A 17,754-nucleotide genomic window follows, 5' to 3' on the forward strand; every position below is an offset into this window, starting at 1 on the left:
TAGATTAAAGACTAGCCGACACCGAAAGTGGGCGCAAATGCAGCTCGGACATGCCGGGGCCCGCGTCGTCGTCACCGGCGGCGCGGCCAACATCGGGCGCGGCATCGCCCACGGTTTCGCGCGCGAGGGCGCGCGGGTGCTGATCGTCGACATCGACGGGGAGCAGGCCGAGCGGGTGCGCGGCGAGCTGGCCGAGCTCGGCGCGGCGGCGGCCGAGGCGCTGGCGCTCGACCTGACCGCCGAAGGCGCGGGCGCGGCGGCCATCGGGCGGGCCGTCGAGGCGTGGGGCGGGGTCGACGTGCTGGTCAACAACGCCGGCTGGAGCAGGCCGGGGTGGTTCGTCGAGCAGACCGACCGCGCGCTGTGGCAGCACACGATCGAGGTCAACCTGTTCGCGGCCATCGACTGCACCCAGGCCGCGCTGGGCCCGATGCGCGCGGCCGGGCAGGGCTCGGTGGTGTTCCTGTCCAGCGACGCCGCGTTCGGCGCCGTCCGGCAGGGGATCTACGGCACGACCAAGGCCGGGCTGATCGCACTGGCCCGCACGGTGGCGAGGGAGGAGGGGCGGTACGGGATCCGGGCCAACGTCGTCGCACCCGGCCTCGTCGTCCCGCCCGATGCCGATGCGGTGGGGGCCAGCAGCGTGTGGGCCGGGCCGCTGTTCACCGACGAGCAGCTCGACGCGGTGCTGAAGACCCAGGCCCTGCGGCGGCCGACCACGCCCGACGACATCGCCAACACGGTGCTGTGGCTGGCGTCCGAGACCGTGGCACGGCAGGTGACCGGGCAGGTGGTGGCGGTGGGTGGGGGTTCGGCGATGCCGTGAGGCGGCCCCGTGCCCGGCTCGAGCCCCGCCCCGCCCGCCCCGTTGCAGGAAAGCCACTTTCCTGCAACGACGTTGCGGGAAAGTGGCTTTCCTGCCATCGCCGATCGAACGCGGCCTGCCAGTGCGGACGCCGAACCGCTACCCCCCGAGCCCCAGCAGCGCCTCGAGCGCCGTGGCCGTCTCGGCAGGCGACCGGCCACCCGGCCCCAGCCCCACCAACCCCGCGTTCATCGCCCCGACGATCAGCTCGCGAACGGTGCGCGGGTCGACGGCCGCTGTGAGCACCCCCGCCCGTTGCGCGTCCTCGATCAGCGCGATCCACTGTCGCCCGTACACGCGCCGCAGCCGGTGGTACTCGGCGGCGGCCGGGCCGTCGGCGGCCGTGTCGAGCGCCAGCACCACCGCCGCGTAGTCGTTGAGCTCGTGCAGGGCGTCGAGGTGGGCGCGGATCGCCGCCCGCAGGCGGCCCCGCGCATCGGCGGCGTCCGGGACGGCGGCCAGCGCGTCGTCGAGGTAGCGCAGCGTCTCGCGCAGGCCGTCGGCCAGCATCGTCTCGATGAGCTCGTCCTTCGAGGCGAAGTGGAAGTAGATGCTGCCGGTCTTGAGCCCGGCCGCCACGGCGATCTGTGTGAGGCTGGCCCGGGCGGCGCCGTGCCGCGCCACCTCCGCGGCCGCCGCGTCGAGCAGCCGGCGCCGCGTGCGCACGCCCTTCGTCGCGGTGCTCATGGACTCCCCGTCAGTTGATCCGACGATCGTGGCCGCGCCAGTACGGTTCCCGCAACTCGGTCTTGACGACCTTGCCGGTGGCCGTGCGGGGCAGCGTCGCGACGACGTCGACGCTGGTGGGGCACTTGAACCGCGCCAGCTCGCCACGCGCGAACGCGATCACGTCGGTGGCGTCCACCGTCGCACCCTCCCGCGCGAGGACGATCGCCTTCACCGTCTCGCCCCAGCGCTCGTCGGGCACCCCGATCACCGCCACCTCCGCGATGGCCGGGTGCGCGGCCAGCACGTTCTCCACCTCGGCCGGGTAGACGTTCTCACCGCCGGTGATGATCAGGTCCTTGGCCCGGTCGACGAGGAAGATCCGGCCCTCGTCGTCGAGGTGGCCGAGGTCACCGGTGCGCAGCCAGCCGTCGGGGGTGAGCGCGCGAGCGGTCTCCTCGGGCTGGTTCCAGTAGCCGACGAGGTTCTGCTCCGACCTCGTGAGGATCTCGCCGATCCCACCCGGCGGGTCGACGCGCACCTCCACCCACGGGTAGGGCCGTCCCGCCGAGCGCAGCAGGCCCGCGCGCGGGCCACCGGGGTCGTGGTCGGCCGCCGGCAGCTGCGCGAACGCGCCCGTGGCCTCGGTCAGACCGTAGATCTGCACGAAGTCGCAGCGCAGCGCCTTCATCGCGGCGGTCAGCGCGGTGGTGCTGATCGGCGAGCCGGAGTAGATCATCTGGCGCAGCGCCAGCGCACGGGCGTCGATGCCCGGCACGGCGCAGAGCGCGGCGAGCATGGCGGGCACGCAGAACGCCGTGGTCACCCGCTCCCGCTCCATGACGTCGAGCACCGTGGCCGGCACGAAGTCGCGCACCACCACCCCGCGCGCACCGCGCGCCATCCCGGCCAGCGCCCACGCGACACCGCCCATGTGGAACAGGGGCATGCAGACCAGGCTCGTGTCGGCGGGCGTGAACCCCCACGCCACGGAGATGTCGTCGAGCAACACCCGCAGGTTGGTGCCGTTGGCGAACATCGCGCCCTTGGGACGGCCGGTGGTGCCGCTCGTGTAGAGCTGGAACGCGATGTGGTCGGGCTCGGCGGCGACGCCCGGGTCGTCGGCCGGCCCCCACCAGCTCCCGATCTCGCCGATGGCGACGCTGCGCACCGGCAGCTCGCCCAGCTCCGGGTCGACGAACGCCACCGTCGCGCCGCTGTCGGCCGCGATCGCCGCCAGCTCCCGCGGTGCGAGCCGCCAGTTCAGCGGCGTCGGGATCGCCCCGGCCAGCGCGGCGCCGAACAGCACGTCGAAGCAGCGCAGATCGTTCTTCCCCAGGTAGAGCACCCGTTCCTGGACGCCTACCCCGTCGCGCACGAGCCCGGCCGCCACCCGCACGGCGCGCTCGTGCAGCTGCGCCCAGGTGACCTGCTCCCCCGGTCCGACCAGCACGACGTCATCGGGGTTCGACCGCGCGCGCCCCTCGAGAAGCTCGCGCAGGCTCGCCGTCACCGGGTCCGCCCGTCGGCCGTCGCACCGCGGTAGACCCCGATCTGGCGCATCAGCCCGAGCAGATCGTAGGACGCGTTGAGATAGCAGGCGCGGTCACCGCGGAAGTCGAAGACCTCCAGGCCGGCGAACGCGAACGCCCGCCCGTTGCCGGGGATGCCGGGCGGGGTGAGCGTCCCGCTGAAGTGGCCGGTGCCCCGCCAGCTGAACGCCGCCCGCGGCAGCCCGTCGGCGAACATCGGCGGCGCGACGACCTCCCAGATCAGGTCCGGGTAGGCGCCCAGCACGTAGCGGACGTAGTCGCTCGCGGCCTGCGGACCCTGCACGTGCCAGCCGGTATGGCGGGTGGTGGGACTGTCGAGCACGAAGTCGTCGGTGACGATCGCCTTCACCTGCTCGGGGTCGTGGCTGTTCCACGCGTCGATCCAGCTCTGGTACCAGCGCACCGCGAACGCGTGGTCCAGCGTGCCGGTGTCGGTCGATGCGGTCATGGGGGCCTCCAGCCGAAAAACCTAACGACTTGCAGAATTTATCAGAGGTTAGATAATCTGCGCCAGGCGTTGACCGCATCCGGCCGCGCTGTCTACTCTCGATTAAATTCTGAGGAGCTGACGTGGACCCGCTGACGGTGACCGCGCCCCCGGCCGAGCTCGCCCGGCGCCTGTACGCCGCGCTCGCCACGGGCGACCGACCCGAGCTCGACACCCTGCTGCACCCCGAATTCCACGGGGTGCTCGCCGACGGCATGCCGTTCGGCATCGGCGGCGAGTACCGCGGCGCCGACGCCATGCGTGCCGACGGCTGGGGCGGCATCGGCCGCCACTTCGCCGCCCGCGCCGAGGCCGCGCAGTTCCTCCCGCTCGAGGACGGCCGGCTGCTCGTCACCGGCCGCTACACGGGCACCGGGCGCCACGGCGGCGGGCCCGTCGACGCCGCGTTCGCCCACCTGATCACCGTGACCGACGGTCGGATCAGCGCGCTGGAGCAGCACACCGACACCGCCCGCTGGACCGCCGCCGCGTCGCCGTTCACCACGCTCACGCTGCGCATCACCGACGGGGTGGCCGCGCTGCGGCTCAACCGGCCCGAGCACAACAACGCGATCAACGAGGCCGTCGCAGCCGACCTGTCCGAGGCCGCCACCCGGATCGCGGAGGACGACTCCGTGCGCGCGGTCCTGCTCGGGGGCAACGGGCCGATGTTCACCGTGGGCGGCGACATCGACCTGTTCGCCGGCACCGCTCACGCCGACCTGCCCGCCGTGCTGCGCCGCTCGATCGACGACTACCACCTCGCACTCGAGCGCCTCACGGAGATCGACGCGCCGCTCGTCGTGGCCGTCCGGGGTGCTGCCGCAGGTGGCGGTCTGGGCATGGTGTGCGCCGCCGACGTGGTCGTCGCGGCCGAGGACGCCGTCTTCACCGTCGGCTACGGCGGCATCGGGCTCACCGCCGACGGCGGCAACAGCTGGTACCTGCCCCGGCTGATCGGACTGCGCCGGGCGCAGGAGATGTTCCTGCTCAACCGGCGACTCTCGGCCGCCGAAGCGCTCGAATGGGGGCTGGTCACCCGGGTCGTGCCCGACGCCGCCGTCGAGGAGGAGGCCGCCGCGATCGCCACCCGGCTGGCCACCGGCCCGACGCGGGCGTTCGGCGGCATGCGCCGGCTGCTGCGGCAGAGCTTCGACACCGACCTGCGCGGCCAGCTCGCCGCGGAGAAGGCCGTGATCACCGAGGCCGCCACCACCACCGACGCCGCGGAGGGCATCGCCGCGTTCGCCGGGAAACGCCGCCCCCGATTCATCGGAGACTGAATGAGCCCCACGTCCGTCGTCGCCGACACCGAGGAGCGCGCCGCGCTCCGCGCCGCGGTCGGGAAGCTCGTCGGCCGCTACGGCCACGACTACTTCATGGCCAAGGCCAAGGCCCACGAGGAGCCCACCGAGCTCTGGAAGGACCTCGGCCAGGCCGGCTTCCTCGGCGTGCACCTGTCGGAGGCCTACGGCGGTGGCGGCGGCACGATGTCGGACCTGGCCGTCGTCGTCGAGGAGGCCTCGACGCAGGGCTGCCCGCTGCTGATGATGGTGATCTCGCCCGCCATCTGCGGCTCCATCATCGACGCCCACGGCAGCCACGAGCTCAAGCAGCGCTTGCTGCCCGGCATCGCCGACGGCACGCTCAAGATGGCCTTCGCGATCACCGAGCCCGACGCGGGCTCCAACAGCCACGCGATCACCACCACCGCGCACCCCGACGCCCACGGCTGGCGGATCAGCGGCACCAAGTACTGGACATCGGGCATCGACGAGGCCGATGCCGTGCTGGTCGTCACGCGCTCACCGCAACCGGGTCCGAGCGGGCGCCACCCGCTGTCGCTGTTCGTCGTCCCGACCGACGCGCCGGGCCTGAGCTACACCCGCATCGACGCCGCGCTGCAGCAGCCGGAGCACCAGTTCACGGTCTTCTTCGACGCGGTGCCCGTCGGGCCGGAGGCGTTGATCGGCGAGGAGGGCAAGGGGCTGCGCCAGGTGTTCGCCGGCCTCAACCCGGAGCGGATCACCGCGGCCTGCATCAGCAACGGCATCGCGCGTTACGCGCTGGCCAAGGCGGCCCGCTACGCCCAGGAGCGGTCGGTCTGGAACTCGCCCATCGGCGCGCACCAGGGCGTGGCGCACCCGCTGGCCGAGTCCTACATCGGCGTGCAGCTGGCCCGCTTGATGGCCTACCGGGCTGCCGAGCTGTTCGATGCGGGCGCCGACGCCGCGGAGGCCGCCAACATGGCCAAGTTCGCGGCGGCCGACGCGTCGCTGCGGGCACTGGACCAGGCCATGCAGACCCACGGCGGCAACGGCATGGCGCTCGAGTACGGCTTGGCGGACCTGTGGTTCGTCGCGCGCATGCTCAAGACCGCACCGGTGAGCCGGGAGATGGTGCTCAACTTCGTGGCGCAGAACAGCCTGGGGCTGCCGCGCTCCTACTGAACGTCGCTACTGAACGGCTCGGGCGTCGAAGTCTGCGCGCGCCGCCTCGATCTGCGTGATGTTGGCGTAGGACCACCTGCGCAGCACGTGCACGGTGGCCGCCAGCTCACGCCCGAGATCGGTGAGCCGGTACTCGACGGTGGCAGGCACCGTGGGGTAGACGGTGCGGCTGACCAGGCCGTCGCGTTCGAGGTGGCGCAGCGTCTGGGTGAGCATCTTCTGCGTCACCCCCTCGACGCGGCGGCGCAGCTCGGAGAACCGCAGCACGTCCGATGCGGTCAGCGCGGTGACCACGAGCATCGTCCACTTGTCGCCGACCCGGGTGAGCACCTGACGGGTGGGGCAGTTGGCGCTCAGCACATCCCATCCGAGCACGTCGTCGACGGTATCCACCGGGTACCTATACCACCTTGGAGTGCGTTCTTCCGCCGGGTTGCCCGGGTTCCTAGCGTGGTCCACGCAGGCGGTGGCAGCAGCCTCAGCCCCGAGCACAGGAGTGGATCATGCGTGCGTGGACCGGTACGGGACGGCCGGAGCGGCCGCTCGACTGGACGACCGTCGACCGGCCGCGGCCCGGCCCCGGCGAGGTGCTGGTGGCCGTCGAGGCGTTCTCGATCAACCGCGGGGAGACGTTCCTGCTGGAGCCGGGAGGCCCGCTACCGCAACCGGCACCCGGGTGGCGTCCCGGCAAGGACATCGCAGGAACCGTGGCCGAGTCCGGTGTCGCAGGCCTGCCCGTGGGCACGCGCGTCGTGGGCCACGTCGCGTCCGCGGGCTGGGCCGAGTTCGCGGTGGTGCCGGTCGACGCCGTGGCGGTGCTGCCGGCAGCGGTGTCGACCCGGACCGCGGCCGCGCTCCCGCTGGCCGGGCTGACGGCGCTGCGGGTGGTGCGGGTACTCGGTTCGCTCGCGGGCAAGCGGGTGCTGCTCACCCGCGCGTCCGGTGGGGTGGGCCACTACCTCGTGGAGCTGGCCGCAGCGCAGGGCGCCCTCGTCACGGCCGTCGTGTCCACGCCGGAACGGGGGAAGCGGCTGGCGGCGATGGGCGCCGAGATCGCGCTCGACGTCGGCGACGCGATCGGCCCGTTCGATGTCGCGATCGAGTCGGTGGGCGGGGCCGTGTTCCCCGCGGTGTGGTCACAGCTGGCCGACGGCGGCACGCTGCTGTGGCTGGGCCAGGCCAGCCGCACACCCGTCACGCTCGACTTCTTCGACTGGACGGGTGGCGCGAACGCCACCCTGCGCAAGTTCCACTACCTCGACGACGACCGCACCGTCGCCGGCGACCTCGCCACGCCGGCACGGCTCGTCGAGCACGGGCACCTGCACCCGGAGATCGACAGCGTGCGGGACTGGGGCGAGACCCCGGACGCGGTGCGGGCACTGGTGAACCGTGAGGTCCGCGGCAACGTCGTGCTGGCGGTGGCGTCATGAGCGCCACGCCGCGCGCGGTGCTGGTCGCGTACCTCGACGCGCTCACCGCAGTCGACCTGGCCTCGATCGAGGACAGCTTCGCCGAGGACGCCACCTGGTGGCTGCACGGCGACACCCCGCTCGCGGGGATGCGGCACGGCCGCGCCGAGATCATGGAGTTCCTGACGTCGGCGGGCGTGCTGTTCGTGCCGGGAACCCAGGAGTTCACGTTCGGCGACATCGTGGCGGGAGCCGACCGCGCGGTGCTGGAGTGGTCGGTGCGCGGGCGGGGTGCCGCCACCGGGCTCGACTACGCCAACGAGTACTGCGGCGTGTTCGTCGTCCGGGACGGGCGGATCAGCGAGGTGCGCGAGTACCTGGACACCCACCACGCGGCGCAGGTGCTGTTCGGGTCCCCATCCGATGGACCGGCGGCCGATTGACCCCGTGCGGAGCATCGGTTCTACTTCCGATTAAAGAAGTGTGCACCACCACATCGGAGGTACGCGTGGAGACCGCCACCGCTCTGCACCTGTCCGATCGGCCACCGGACGAGTCCCTCCCCGTGCTGGAGGAGACGGTCGGCGGCCTGCTGCGCGAGCAGGTGCGGCGCCACCCCGATGCCATGGCGCTGGTGGCCACCACCCATGCCGGTCAGCGCCGGTCGTGGACCTACGCGGAGCTGCTCAGCGCGGCCCGGCACACCTGCGGGAGCCTGCTGTCGGTGGCCGAGCCCGGCGATCACGTCGCGCTCTGGGCGCCGAACGTGGCCGAGTGGCCGATCGTGCAGTACGCGGCGGCGCTGGCGGGCGTCACGCTGGTGGCGCTCAACCCGGCGCTGCGTCCGGCCGAGCTAGACCACGCCCTGCGCCTGTCCCGGGCCTCGGTGCTGATCCACGCCGACCGGATGCGCACCTACGACATGGCGGCGGTGGTCGAGCAGGTCACCCCGGGCATCCCGGAGCTGGACGAGGTGATCAGCCTGTCCGACGTCGGGCGGCTCTACGGCAGCCCTGTCGACCCCGAGGAGCTCAGCGAGCCGGGCGCGCCGGCGATGATGCAGTTCACCTCCGGCACCACCGGGCGACCCAAGGGGGTGCTGCTGTCGCACCGGTCGCTGGTGAACAACGCCCGGTTCACGATGCTCACCGCCGAGGTGGCACCCGGTGCCGTGACGATCGCGCCGCTGCCGGCGTTCCACACCGCGGGCTGCGTGATCTCGCACCTCGGCCCGGCGTTCGTCGGCGGCGCGGTGGTGCTCATCGAGAGGTTCGATCCGGCCGAGGTGCTCGCCGAGATGGCGCAGTGGCAGGCGTCGGTGCTGTTCAGCGTGCCGACCGTGTTGGGAGCCGTGCTGCACGCGGCGCTGCAGGGCGACCGACCGGGGCCGCAGCTGGACACGGTGCTCGTCGGGGCGTCCACGGTGCCGGGCACGATGATCGAGGCGGTGGAGCAGACGTTCGGCGCGTCCGTGCACAACCTCTACGGCCAAACCGAGCTCTCCCCGGTGCTGAGCCTGACCCGGCGCAGCGACAGCCGCGCGGACCTCGTCACGAGCGTCGGGCGCCCGCTGCCGCACACCGGCGCGCGGATCGTCGACCCCGCTACCGGCGCGGTGCAGCCCCTCGGGGTCGCCGGCGAGATCTGCGCGCGGGGCTACAACCAGATGCTGTCCTACTTCGACGATCCCGAGGCAACCGCCGCCACCGTCGACGCCGAGGGCTGGCTGCACACCGGCGACCTCGGTTCGATGGACGAGCGCGGCATGATCACGCTGTCCGGGCGGCTCAAGGAGCTGATCATCCGCGGCGGCGAGAACATCTCCCCCGCCGAGATCGAGATCGCGCTCGCGGCGCACCCGGCCGTGGCGGAGTCGGCGGTGATCGGGCTGCCCGACGAGCGGTGGGGCGAGATCGTGGCGGCGGTCGTCACCACGCACGAGCCCGTGAAACCGGGGCTGGAGCAGGAGCTGATCGACCACTGCCTGGCCCGGCTCACCCCGTTCAAGGTGCCGGTGCGGTGGTTCTTCCGCGCCGAACTGCCCCACACCCCGTCCGGGAAGGTGCAGAAGTTCGTGCTGCGCGCCGAGCTCTCCTGACCGTCGAGAACGACGTTGTCATGATCGAAAGGGCCTTTTGATCATGGCAACGTCGTTCTCGACGGGTCAGTGGGCGAGTTGCTGGGCCGCTCGTTGGGCCAGCCGGAACTTCTGGACCTTGCCCGTCGGGGTGGTGGGCAGCTCCTCGGCCGTGGTGACGAGCACGTGCTTGGGCACCTTGAAGCGCGCGAGCTTGTCCCGGCACAGCGCGAGCAGTTCGTCGACGTCGATCGTCGCGCCGGGCTCGGCCACGACCCAGGCGCACCCGACCTCGCCCCAGCGGTCGTCGGGCACGCCGACGGCGTAGGCCTGGCTGACCCCCGGGTGCTGGGTGAGCAGCTCCTCGATCTCCTTGGGCATCACCAGCTCGCCGCCGCTCTTGTAGAGCTCCTTGCTGCGGCCGGTGAGCTGCAGGTAGTCGTCACCGCGGACCCGGCCGAGATCGCCCGAGTGCACCCAGCCGTCCCGCAGTGCCGCGGCCGTCTCCGCGGGCTTGTCCCAGAACCCCAGCATGTGGGTGGGTCCGGACGAGACGAGCTCGCCCTCGGCGCCGTCGGGCAGCGGGTCGCCCGTCATCGGATCGACGGTGCGGTAGCGGCACAGGTCCCCGTCCGCCAGCCCCGCGACGCCGGCCAGCTTGACCCGCCCGACGGTGGCCGAGTGCCGCTCCAGGGGGTCCTCCGGCAGCGACATGGTCATCGCCCCACCGCACTCGGTCATCCCGTAGCCGGTGGTGATCTCGGTGATGCCGAGCTCGGCCTGCACCTTCTCCCACAGCCAGACGGGCGCGGGCGCGGCGCCGGACAGGATCGCGAACACCGACGACAGGTCGCGCGTGCGGCGGTCGGGGTGTTCCAGCAGCGCCACCGTCATCGTCGGGACGCAGAGGATCTCGGTGGCGCGGTGGCGTTCGATCCCGGCGAAGTAGTCGGCGGGCGAGAACGCCGTGCGCGGGAGGATCGCGCCGCCCACGAACATCGTCGCCATCAGCCCTTCGACGTAGCCGAACATGTGGTAGCAGGGCAGCGAGAACAGGATGCGGCGGCCGTCCTCGAACGCCCTGGTGAGCGCCGACGCGTAGCCGGTGCGCTGCACCGCGTCGTGGGTGACCAGCACGCCCTTGGGCGTGCCGGTGGTGCCCGAGGTGTAGAGGATGTCGCCGAGGTCGTGGGGCTGCGCGCGCGCAGCGTCCGACGCGCCGGCGTGGTCGTCGCCGAGCGCGGCGAGGTCGTCGACCGTCAGGACGCCGGCCCGGGTGCGGCCGTCGGTGGACAGCTGCACGACCGAGCGCAGGTCGGGCAGGGCGAGCTGGGTGCCGGTGTCCCAGCCGGTGGCGACGGCATCGAGCATCGCCGGGTAGTCCAGCCCCGCGAAGCCCGTCATCGTGATCAGCGCCGTGCAGCGCGACTGGCGCAGGACGTAGGCCAGCTCCTCCTCGCGGTAGAGGAAGTTGAACGGGATGGCGACGGCTCCGGCGCGCGCGATGGCGAACTTCAGCGGCGCGAACTCGAGGAAGTTCGCCATCAGCAGGCCCACCCGGTCGCCCGGGCGGATACCGAGCGCCACCAGCCCATCGGCGAGGCGCCGCGACCAAGCCGCGGTCTCGGCGTAGCTGATGGTCCGGTCGTCGGTGATCACGAGGGGCCGGTCGGGGAACTCGGCGGCGCAGCGGTCGAGGAACCCGTCCAGCGTGGTGGGCTCCCAGACCGGGTGCCGCTGCTGGAGGGCGGCGCGCCGCTCGTCGATGGTGGCGGTCATCGGCACCTCTCCCGGTTGTTTAATCGAGAATAGATTAGTGACCGGACGGGCGCGGCGGCAAGAGGCGGGGGCAGCCCATACGATCACCACGTGCCCCGCAGGACCCCCGAACCGACCGACGCCGAGACGGCGTCGAAGTCCGCGCGCACCCGCAGCCGGCTGCTGGACGCGGCGGCGAAGGTGCTGAGCCGCAAGGGGTTCGCCGGCACCCGCCTGTCCGACATCGCCGACGAGGCGCACGTCCAGGCCCCGGCGATCTACTACTACTACCCGTCGCGCGAGGACCTCATCGAGGAGGTCATGTTCGTCGGGGCGGCCGCGATGCGCACCCATCTCGCCGAGGCGCTCGACGCGCTGCCGGCCGGCACCCCACCCGCCGTCCGGATCTCGGTGGCCGTCGAGGCCCACCTGCGCCACGAGCTGGAGATCTCCGACTACTCCACGGCGATCATCCGCAACGCCAACCAGCTCCCCGAGCCCGTCAGCAGGCGCGCGCTCGCGGAGGTGGCGGCCTACAACGACGTCTGGCGCGCGCTGGTGGCCGACCTGGAGGCCGCCGGGCAGCTGCGCGCGGACGTCGACCCGGCCGTCGCGCGGATGATGGTGCTCGGCGCCCTGAACTGGGCGGCGGAGTGGTGGGACCCGGAACGCGGCTCCCTCGACGACGTCATCGGCACGGCGCAGTCGATGGTGCTGCACTCCCTGCGCCCCTGATCCGAGCCGCCGATTTCGCACATCCGGCACGCTGATTTCGCCGATCCGGCACGCTCCGCCGAGCCACGCCGTGCCGAGATCGCGCACACGGCGTGCTCGAACCGCGAAATCGGCGTGCCAGGATGGCGAAATCAGCGCTGGACGGGCGATGGTTGACGGTCCCGGCCGCTTAATTTACTCTCGATTAAATGAATGACTGCGACGTGCTGGTGGTCGGCGCCGGTGCCGGTGGCCTCTTCACCGCCGCCCGGCTCGCCCACGCCGGCTACCGGGTGCTCGTCGTCGAGCGGCTCGGGAAGGTCGGGGGCCGCGCCTCCACCACGGAGATCGACGGGTTCCTCGTCAACGACGGCGCCATCGTCATCGAGGTCGGCGGCATCACCGAGGAGACGTTCGCCGAGGTCGGAGCCGAGTTCGACGTCCGCACGCCCGCGGTCCCGGTGCTCTACCGCGTCGGTTCGAAGGACCTCGACGTCACGCGCGGCGGCTGGGGCATGCTGCTGTCGAACCTGACCCGCCACGGCGCGAAGCTGCTCACCGGCATCGGCGCCGCCCGCAAGGACGACGACGCGCTGCCCGGCAGCGAGCTGTCCACCGCCGACTGGGTCCGGAAGTACACCAAGAACGCCGCGGTGCAGGGCGTGTTCCGCAACATGTGCGCGTCGGTGTTCGCCGTCGGCTCGGAGGAGCTGCCCGCGCGGGTGTTCCTCACCTACTTCACCCGCAAGTCGGCGTTCAAGCACTTCGGGTTCTGCCCGGACGGCACGATCGGGCTGTGGGAGTCCCTCGCCGCGACGATCACGGCCCGCGGCGGGGAGATCTGGCTCGCCAGCAGCGTCGAGTCGCTCACGGTCGCCGCCGGCCGCGTCACCGGCGCCACCGTGCTGCGCGACGGGCAGACCGTCGCGGTGACCTGCTCGGTGGCCGTCAGCGACGTCGGCCCGGCCGCGACGATCGGGCTCGTCGGCGCCGAGCACCTCCCCGCCGACTACCGCGATCTGATCAGCGCCAAGGACCGCCCGTGCTCCATGATCGCGCTGAACTTCGCGAGCCCGCAGCGGCTCGTCGACGTGCCCGGCCTGCTGCTGTTCTCCGCCACGGAACGCCTCTGCTACGTCGCGAACTTCACCGACACCTGCCCGGAGATGGCTCCTCCCGGCTGGAACCTCTACGTGGCCGGGTCGGTGCCCGAGCCCGCCGTCGGCGACTTCGACGAGACCGCCGAGATCGCGCTGCTCACCGCCGACCTGCGCAAACAACTGCCCGGGTTCGACGAGGCCCGGGTGCTGTCCACCGCCGTCCTGCGCGACGGCTGGCCCCCGCAGCGCGCCGTCGCCGGCTACGACATGCCCCACACCACGCCGCTGCCGAACCTCTGGAACGTCGGTGACGGGGTGAAGGAGTACGCCAACGGCGGCACCACGGCCTGCGCGGAGACGGCGAAGCTGGTGGTGGCGCAGATCGTGGCAAGCACCGCGGCGACGCCCGCGGGAACCGGAAGCCGATAATGGACCGGTGAGCGTTGTTCTGGGCATCGAGACCTCCTGCGACGAGACGGGCGCCGGCCTGGTCAGCGACGGGGTGTTGCTCGGTGATGCGCTGGCGTCCAGTGCCGACGAGCACGCCCGCTTCGGCGGGGTCGTGCCGGAGGTCGCGGCGCGCGCCCACGTGAGCGCGCTGGTGCCGATGGTCCGCCAGGCCGTCGACCGCGCCGGGATCAGGCTCAAGGACATCGACGCGGTCGCCGTCACTGCGGGTCCGGGGCTCTCCACGGCCGTCCAGGTCGGGCTCGCTGCGGCCAAGGCCTACGCCACCGCGCTCGACGTCCCGCTCTACGGCGTGCACCACCTCGCCGGGCACGCCGCGGTCGACGTGCTCGACCACGGGCCGCTGCCCGAGCGCTGCGTCGCGCTGATCGTCTCCGGTGGCCACACCTCGCTGCTCGCGCTGCGCGATCTGGCGCGCGACCCGGTGGTGCACCTGGGCGACACCGTCGACGACGCCGCCGGCGAGGCGTTCGACAAGGTCGCCCGGCTGCTGGGTCTCGCCTACCCCGGTGGCCCGGCGATCAGCCAGGCCGCGCTCGACGGCGACCCCGCGGCCATCGCGTTCCCGCGCCCGATGACCGGGCCGCGCGACGCTCCCTTCGGGTTCTCGTTCTCCGGGCTCAAGACGGGGGTCGCGCGCCACGTCGAGGCCGCCACCGGGCCGATCGCGGTCGCCGATGTCGCGGCGTCGTTCCAGCAGGCGGTGGTGGACGTGCTCGTCACCAAGGCGCTGCGCGCCTGCCGCGCCGAGGGAGCCGACACGCTGCTGATGGTGGGTGGCGTCGCGGCCAACCGCGCGTTGCGCGCCGGCATGCAGGAGGCGTGCACGGCCGCGGGCATCACGTTGCGGGTGCCACCGATCCGGCTCTGCACCGACAACGGCGCGATGATCGCGGCACTGGGCGATCTGCTGGTGCGGGCCGACGTCAAGCCCACGGGACTGGCGAGCGCGGTGGAGCCGGGTGCCGTGCTGACCGGCGCGCTGATCCCGCCGCGCTGATCCCCGCACCCACCCCGGCCCGGCGCTGGTTGCAGGAAAGCCACTTTCCTGCAACGAGATTGCGGGAAAGTGGCTTTCCTGCCATCGCCGCGCGAGGGTGGCCTACCAGCGGGGACGCACTGGAGGCGCACCAAACGCCCCCGCGCTGGCCCCATTGCAGGAAGGTGGCCTTCCCGCAAGAATCTTGCGACAAGGTGGCCTTCCTGCGACGCGAGGGCAGGGCGCGCGCCGGGAGGGTGATCAACCCACACAGGTTCCGGTTGGATCATGAGCCATCGGGTACTCGGCCACCGGCGCCGTGCCAGAGCTATCGCGCCCCCGCCCGCCACGCCCCCGTGTTGGCCGCGGCCGCCAGCTGCGCCGCCACCTCCCCGTGGTGATCGGCCAGCAGCCCCACCGTGACGCGGATGTGGTCCTGCGGGCTGGGCAGCAGCGCGAAGGGCGCACCGGGCGTCACCCCGATCCCCTGGCTCGCCAGCCGCACCACCGCAGCCGACTCGTCGTGCACCGGCACCCAGATGTTGATGCCGTCGGTGCCACCCACCGGCACCCCGACCCCCGCGAGCGCGTCGACGACGGCGGCGCGGCGGCGCGCGTACTCGTCGCGGGCCGCCGCGACCGTCGCGATCGCGGTGGCGTCGGTGAGCAGGCTGTGCAGGATCCGCTGCAGCAGCCTGCTGCTCCAGCCCTGCCCCTGCTGCCGCCGTGCGACCAGTGGCCCGAGCACCTCGTGCGGGCCGCTCATCGCGGCGAGCCGCAGGTCGGGACCGTGCGACTTGGAGAAGCTGCGGATGTGCACGGTCTGCTCCGGCAGCACCCGGCCGAGGCTCACCGGCGGCGAGACCGACGTGGGTCCGGCCGAGTCGTCCTCGACGATCAGCGTGGACGTGGCTCCCAGCAGCGCCGCCAGCTCGGCGATCCGCGCCGGGGTGGTGGAGATCCCGGTCGGGTTCTGCGCCCGCGGCTGTAGCACCACCGCCGTCAGCGGCGCCGACAACGCGTCCGCCAGCGCCGCCGGCACCACCCCGTCGGCGTCCATCGGCAGCGGCACGAGCTGCACGCCCACCGCTTCGAGCAGGTCGACGAGCGGCGGGAAGCTCGGGTGCTCGACGGCCACGCGGTCGCCGAAGCGCAGCACCGACCGGGCCAGCAGGTCGAGCGCGTCCATCGCCCCGTCGACGACCATCAGCTCCGGGGCCGGGTAGGGCCAGTCGGCCAGCAGCACCTCGCGCAGCTGCGGCAGCACCGGGTCGTCGAGGTAGTTGCCCGGGATCCCGGCCGACGTCAGCCGGGCGAGCGCCGGGCCGAGCGCGGGCAGCAGCGCCGAGTCGGGGACGCCGGTGGACAGGTCGAGGCTGAAGTCGGCCTGCTGCTGCAGCGCGGTGCGGTAGCGGCCACCGGACGCAGCGGTGTCGGCGACGGTGGTGCCGTGCCGCCCGTTGGTGCGGATCGTGCCCGAGCGCGTGAGCAGCGCCCAGCCGGCACTCACGGTGGTGGGCGAGAGCGCGAGCTCGCGCGCGACCTCCCGGATCGGTGGCAGCCGCGTGCCCGGCGGCAGCACGCCGTCGCGGATGGCCCGGCCCACGGCGTTGGCCAGGTCCCGCGCGGTGGGGCTGTCCAGCCGCTGCTCGATCTCCGACAACAGGTTCACCTTTGTAACATAGCAATCGACATATTGTTCCGCATCAACCTGGCACGTAACGTTCCGGTCATGACGACGCGCATCCCGCACTGGATCGACGGCCGTGAGACCCCCGGCACGTCGGGCCGCCGGTCACCGGTCTTCAACCCCGCCACCGGCGCGCAGACCGGCGATGTCGACCTCGCCAGCACCGAGGAGGTCGACGCCGCTGTCGCCAGCGCCACGGCGGCCGCCCGCGAGTGGCGCCACGCCTCGCTCTCGAAGCGTGCCGCGGTGCTGTTCGCGCTGCGCGAGCTGATCCACCAGCGCACCGACGAGCTCGCCGCGATCATCACCGCCGAACACGGCAAGGTCCTCGCCGACGCCGCCGGTGAGATCGCCCGCGGCCTCGAGAACGTCGAGTTCGCCGCCGGCGTGCCGCAACTGCTCAAGGGCGGCTACTCCGAGCAGGCCGCCAGCGGCGTCGACGTCTACAACATCCGCCAGCCGCTCGGCGTGGTCGCCGGCATCACGCCGTTCAACTTCCCGGCCATGGTGCCGCTGTGGATGTGCGCCAACGCCATCGCCTGCGGCAACGCGTTCATCCTCAAGCCCAGCGAGAAGGACCCGTCGGCGGCGCTGTTCCTCGCGCAGCTCTGGAAGGAAGCCGGGCTGCCCGACGGCGTGTTCAGCGTGGTCCAGGGCGACAAGGAAGCCGTCGACGCGATACTGGAGCACCCCGGCATCGCCGCGGTCAGCTTCGTCGGCTCCACCCCGATCGCCCGCTACATCTACGAGACCGGCACCGCGCACGGCAAGCGCGTGCAGGCGCTGGGCGGTGCCAAGAACCACGCTCTGGTCCTGCCCGACGCCGACGTCGACATGGCAGCCGACGCCGTCGTGTCCGCCGCGTACGGCGCCGCTGGCGAGCGCTGCATGGCGCTGTCGGTGGCCGTCGCGGTCGGCGAGATCGGTGACGTGCTCGTGGACGCCATCGCCGCGCGCCTGCCCAAGCTCGTCATCGGCGACGGCGCGGCCACCGGCACCGACATGGGGCCGCTGATCACCCGGGAGCACCGCGACAAGGTCAAGGGCTACATCGACGCCGGCGCCGACGCGGGCGCCACCGTGGTGGTGGACGGCCGCGAGACCGACGTCCCGTCCGACGGCTTCTTCCTGGGCACCACGCTGCTCGACAACGTCGCCAAGGACATGACCGTCTACACCGACGAGATCTTCGGCCCGGTGCTGTCGGTCGTGCGCGTCGACACCTACGAGGAGGGGCTGGAGCTGATCAACTCCAACCCGTACGCGAACGGCACCGCGATCTTCACCCGCGACGGCGGCGTCGCCCGCCAGTTCCAGTTCGACGTCGAGGTCGGCATGGTCGGCATCAACGTCCCGATCCCGGTGCCGGTGGCCTACTACTCCTTCGGCGGCTGGAAGGACTCGCTGTTCGGCGACACGCACATGTACGGGCCGGAGGGCGTCAACTTCTACACCCGCGGCAAGGTCGTCACCTCGCGCTGGCCCGACCCGGCCACCTCGAGCGTCGACCTCGGCTTCCCCCGGACGCGGTGAGA

16 protein-coding genes are annotated in these 17,754 nt (G+C 72.4%); 10 read left to right on the forward strand and 6 right to left on the reverse strand.

Annotated features, from left to right (window positions below; genetic code table 11):
• Nucleotides 1–37: 37 nt before the first annotated feature.
• Nucleotides 38–826, forward strand: coding sequence for an SDR family NAD(P)-dependent oxidoreductase (locus tag ACFPFQ_RS39825; protein WP_379628430.1), 789 nt, complete (start codon nt 38–40; stop codon nt 824–826).
• A gap of 138 nt (nt 827–964) precedes the next feature.
• Here the strand turns inward: ACFPFQ_RS39825 and ACFPFQ_RS39830 are convergent, their stop codons facing one another.
• The 3 genes from ACFPFQ_RS39830 to ACFPFQ_RS39840 are packed head-to-tail and all read right to left on the reverse strand — an operon-like array spanning nt 965 to nt 3,532.
• On the reverse strand, nt 965–1,552 hold the full coding sequence (locus ACFPFQ_RS39830; protein WP_379628431.1) for a TetR family transcriptional regulator: 588 nt from the start codon (nt 1,550–1,552) through the stop codon (nt 965–967).
• Between the two features lie 10 nt (nt 1,553–1,562).
• A complete protein-coding gene (locus ACFPFQ_RS39835) occupies nt 1,563–3,044 on the reverse strand; it encodes an AMP-binding protein (protein WP_379628432.1) in 1,482 nt (493 codons plus the stop codon).
• The gene (locus ACFPFQ_RS39840) at nt 3,041–3,532 is read right to left on the reverse strand and encodes an ester cyclase (RefSeq protein WP_379628433.1); all 492 of its coding nucleotides are present in this window, start codon (nt 3,530–3,532) and stop codon (nt 3,041–3,043) included. The genes ACFPFQ_RS39835 and ACFPFQ_RS39840 overlap by 4 nt, the downstream gene beginning before the upstream one ends.
• A 122-nt stretch (nt 3,533–3,654) precedes the next feature.
• Between ACFPFQ_RS39840 and ACFPFQ_RS39845 the strand changes: the two genes are divergently transcribed.
• Both ACFPFQ_RS39845 and ACFPFQ_RS39850 read left to right on the forward strand, forming a co-directional pair.
• Nucleotides 3,655–4,854, forward strand: coding sequence for an enoyl-CoA hydratase-related protein (locus tag ACFPFQ_RS39845; RefSeq protein WP_379628434.1), 1,200 nt, complete (start codon nt 3,655–3,657; stop codon nt 4,852–4,854).
• Nucleotides 4,855–6,021 carry an acyl-CoA dehydrogenase family protein gene (locus ACFPFQ_RS39850; protein WP_379628435.1) on the forward strand — a complete coding sequence of 389 codons (1,167 nt, stop codon included), beginning with the start codon at nt 4,855–4,857 and terminating at the stop codon, nt 6,019–6,021. It abuts the gene before it with no gap.
• Nucleotides 6,022–6,027: 6 nt separating this feature from the next.
• Here the strand turns inward: ACFPFQ_RS39850 and ACFPFQ_RS39855 are convergent, their stop codons facing one another.
• Entirely contained in the window at nt 6,028–6,396 is a 369-nt protein-coding gene (locus ACFPFQ_RS39855; RefSeq protein ID WP_379628436.1) for a winged helix-turn-helix transcriptional regulator, read from the reverse strand.
• Between the two features lie 128 nt (nt 6,397–6,524).
• Here ACFPFQ_RS39855 and ACFPFQ_RS39860 point away from each other — a divergent pair, with 128 nt between their 5' ends.
• The 3 genes from ACFPFQ_RS39860 (at nt 6,525) to ACFPFQ_RS39870 (ending at nt 9,531) form a co-directional block, all read left to right on the forward strand.
• The gene (locus tag ACFPFQ_RS39860) at nt 6,525–7,454 is read left to right on the forward strand and encodes a zinc-binding dehydrogenase (RefSeq protein WP_379628437.1); all 930 of its coding nucleotides are present in this window, start codon (nt 6,525–6,527) and stop codon (nt 7,452–7,454) included.
• The gene (locus tag ACFPFQ_RS39865; RefSeq protein WP_379628438.1) at nt 7,451–7,876 is read left to right on the forward strand and encodes a nuclear transport factor 2 family protein; all 426 of its coding nucleotides are present in this window, start codon (nt 7,451–7,453) and stop codon (nt 7,874–7,876) included. Before ACFPFQ_RS39860 ends, ACFPFQ_RS39865 begins: the two co-directional genes overlap by 4 nt.
• A gap of 65 nt (nt 7,877–7,941) precedes the next feature.
• The gene (locus ACFPFQ_RS39870; RefSeq protein WP_379628439.1) at nt 7,942–9,531 is read left to right on the forward strand and encodes a class I adenylate-forming enzyme family protein; all 1,590 of its coding nucleotides are present in this window, start codon (nt 7,942–7,944) and stop codon (nt 9,529–9,531) included.
• Between the two features lie 66 nt (nt 9,532–9,597).
• Here the strand turns inward: ACFPFQ_RS39870 and ACFPFQ_RS39875 are convergent, their stop codons facing one another.
• Nucleotides 9,598–11,289, reverse strand: coding sequence for an AMP-binding protein (locus ACFPFQ_RS39875; RefSeq protein ID WP_379628440.1), 1,692 nt, complete (start codon nt 11,287–11,289; stop codon nt 9,598–9,600).
• Between the two features lie 90 nt (nt 11,290–11,379).
• Between ACFPFQ_RS39875 and ACFPFQ_RS39880 the strand changes: the two genes are divergently transcribed.
• The 3 genes from ACFPFQ_RS39880 (at nt 11,380) to tsaD (ending at nt 14,550) form a co-directional block, all read left to right on the forward strand.
• Nucleotides 11,380–12,003 (forward strand): TetR/AcrR family transcriptional regulator, encoded by a 624-nt coding sequence (locus ACFPFQ_RS39880; RefSeq protein WP_379628441.1) that lies wholly within the window; start codon nt 11,380–11,382, stop codon nt 12,001–12,003.
• A 188-nt stretch (nt 12,004–12,191) separates the two neighbouring features.
• Entirely contained in the window at nt 12,192–13,511 is a 1,320-nt protein-coding gene (locus ACFPFQ_RS39885) for a phytoene desaturase family protein (protein ID WP_379628442.1), read from the forward strand.
• Nucleotides 13,512–13,518: 7 nt separating this feature from the next.
• Nucleotides 13,519–14,550 carry a tRNA (adenosine(37)-N6)-threonylcarbamoyltransferase complex transferase subunit TsaD gene (gene tsaD, locus ACFPFQ_RS39890; RefSeq protein WP_379628443.1) on the forward strand — a complete coding sequence of 344 codons (1,032 nt, stop codon included), beginning with the start codon at nt 13,519–13,521 and terminating at the stop codon, nt 14,548–14,550.
• A gap of 307 nt (nt 14,551–14,857) precedes the next feature.
• On the opposite strand, the gene ACFPFQ_RS39895 is transcribed toward tsaD, so the two are convergent.
• Nucleotides 14,858–16,201 carry a PLP-dependent aminotransferase family protein gene (locus tag ACFPFQ_RS39895; RefSeq protein ID WP_379628444.1) on the reverse strand — a complete coding sequence of 448 codons (1,344 nt, stop codon included), beginning with the start codon at nt 16,199–16,201 and terminating at the stop codon, nt 14,858–14,860.
• 60 nt (nt 16,202–16,261) lie between these two features.
• On the opposite strand from ACFPFQ_RS39895, the gene ACFPFQ_RS39900 reads away from it, so the two are divergent.
• Nucleotides 16,262–17,752, forward strand: a complete 1,491-nt coding sequence (locus tag ACFPFQ_RS39900) for a CoA-acylating methylmalonate-semialdehyde dehydrogenase (RefSeq protein ID WP_379628445.1) — start codon at nt 16,262–16,264, stop codon at nt 17,750–17,752.
• The last annotated feature ends 2 nt before the right edge of the window (nt 17,753–17,754 follow it).

Source organism: Pseudonocardia sp. GCM10023141, from assembly GCF_042653605.1.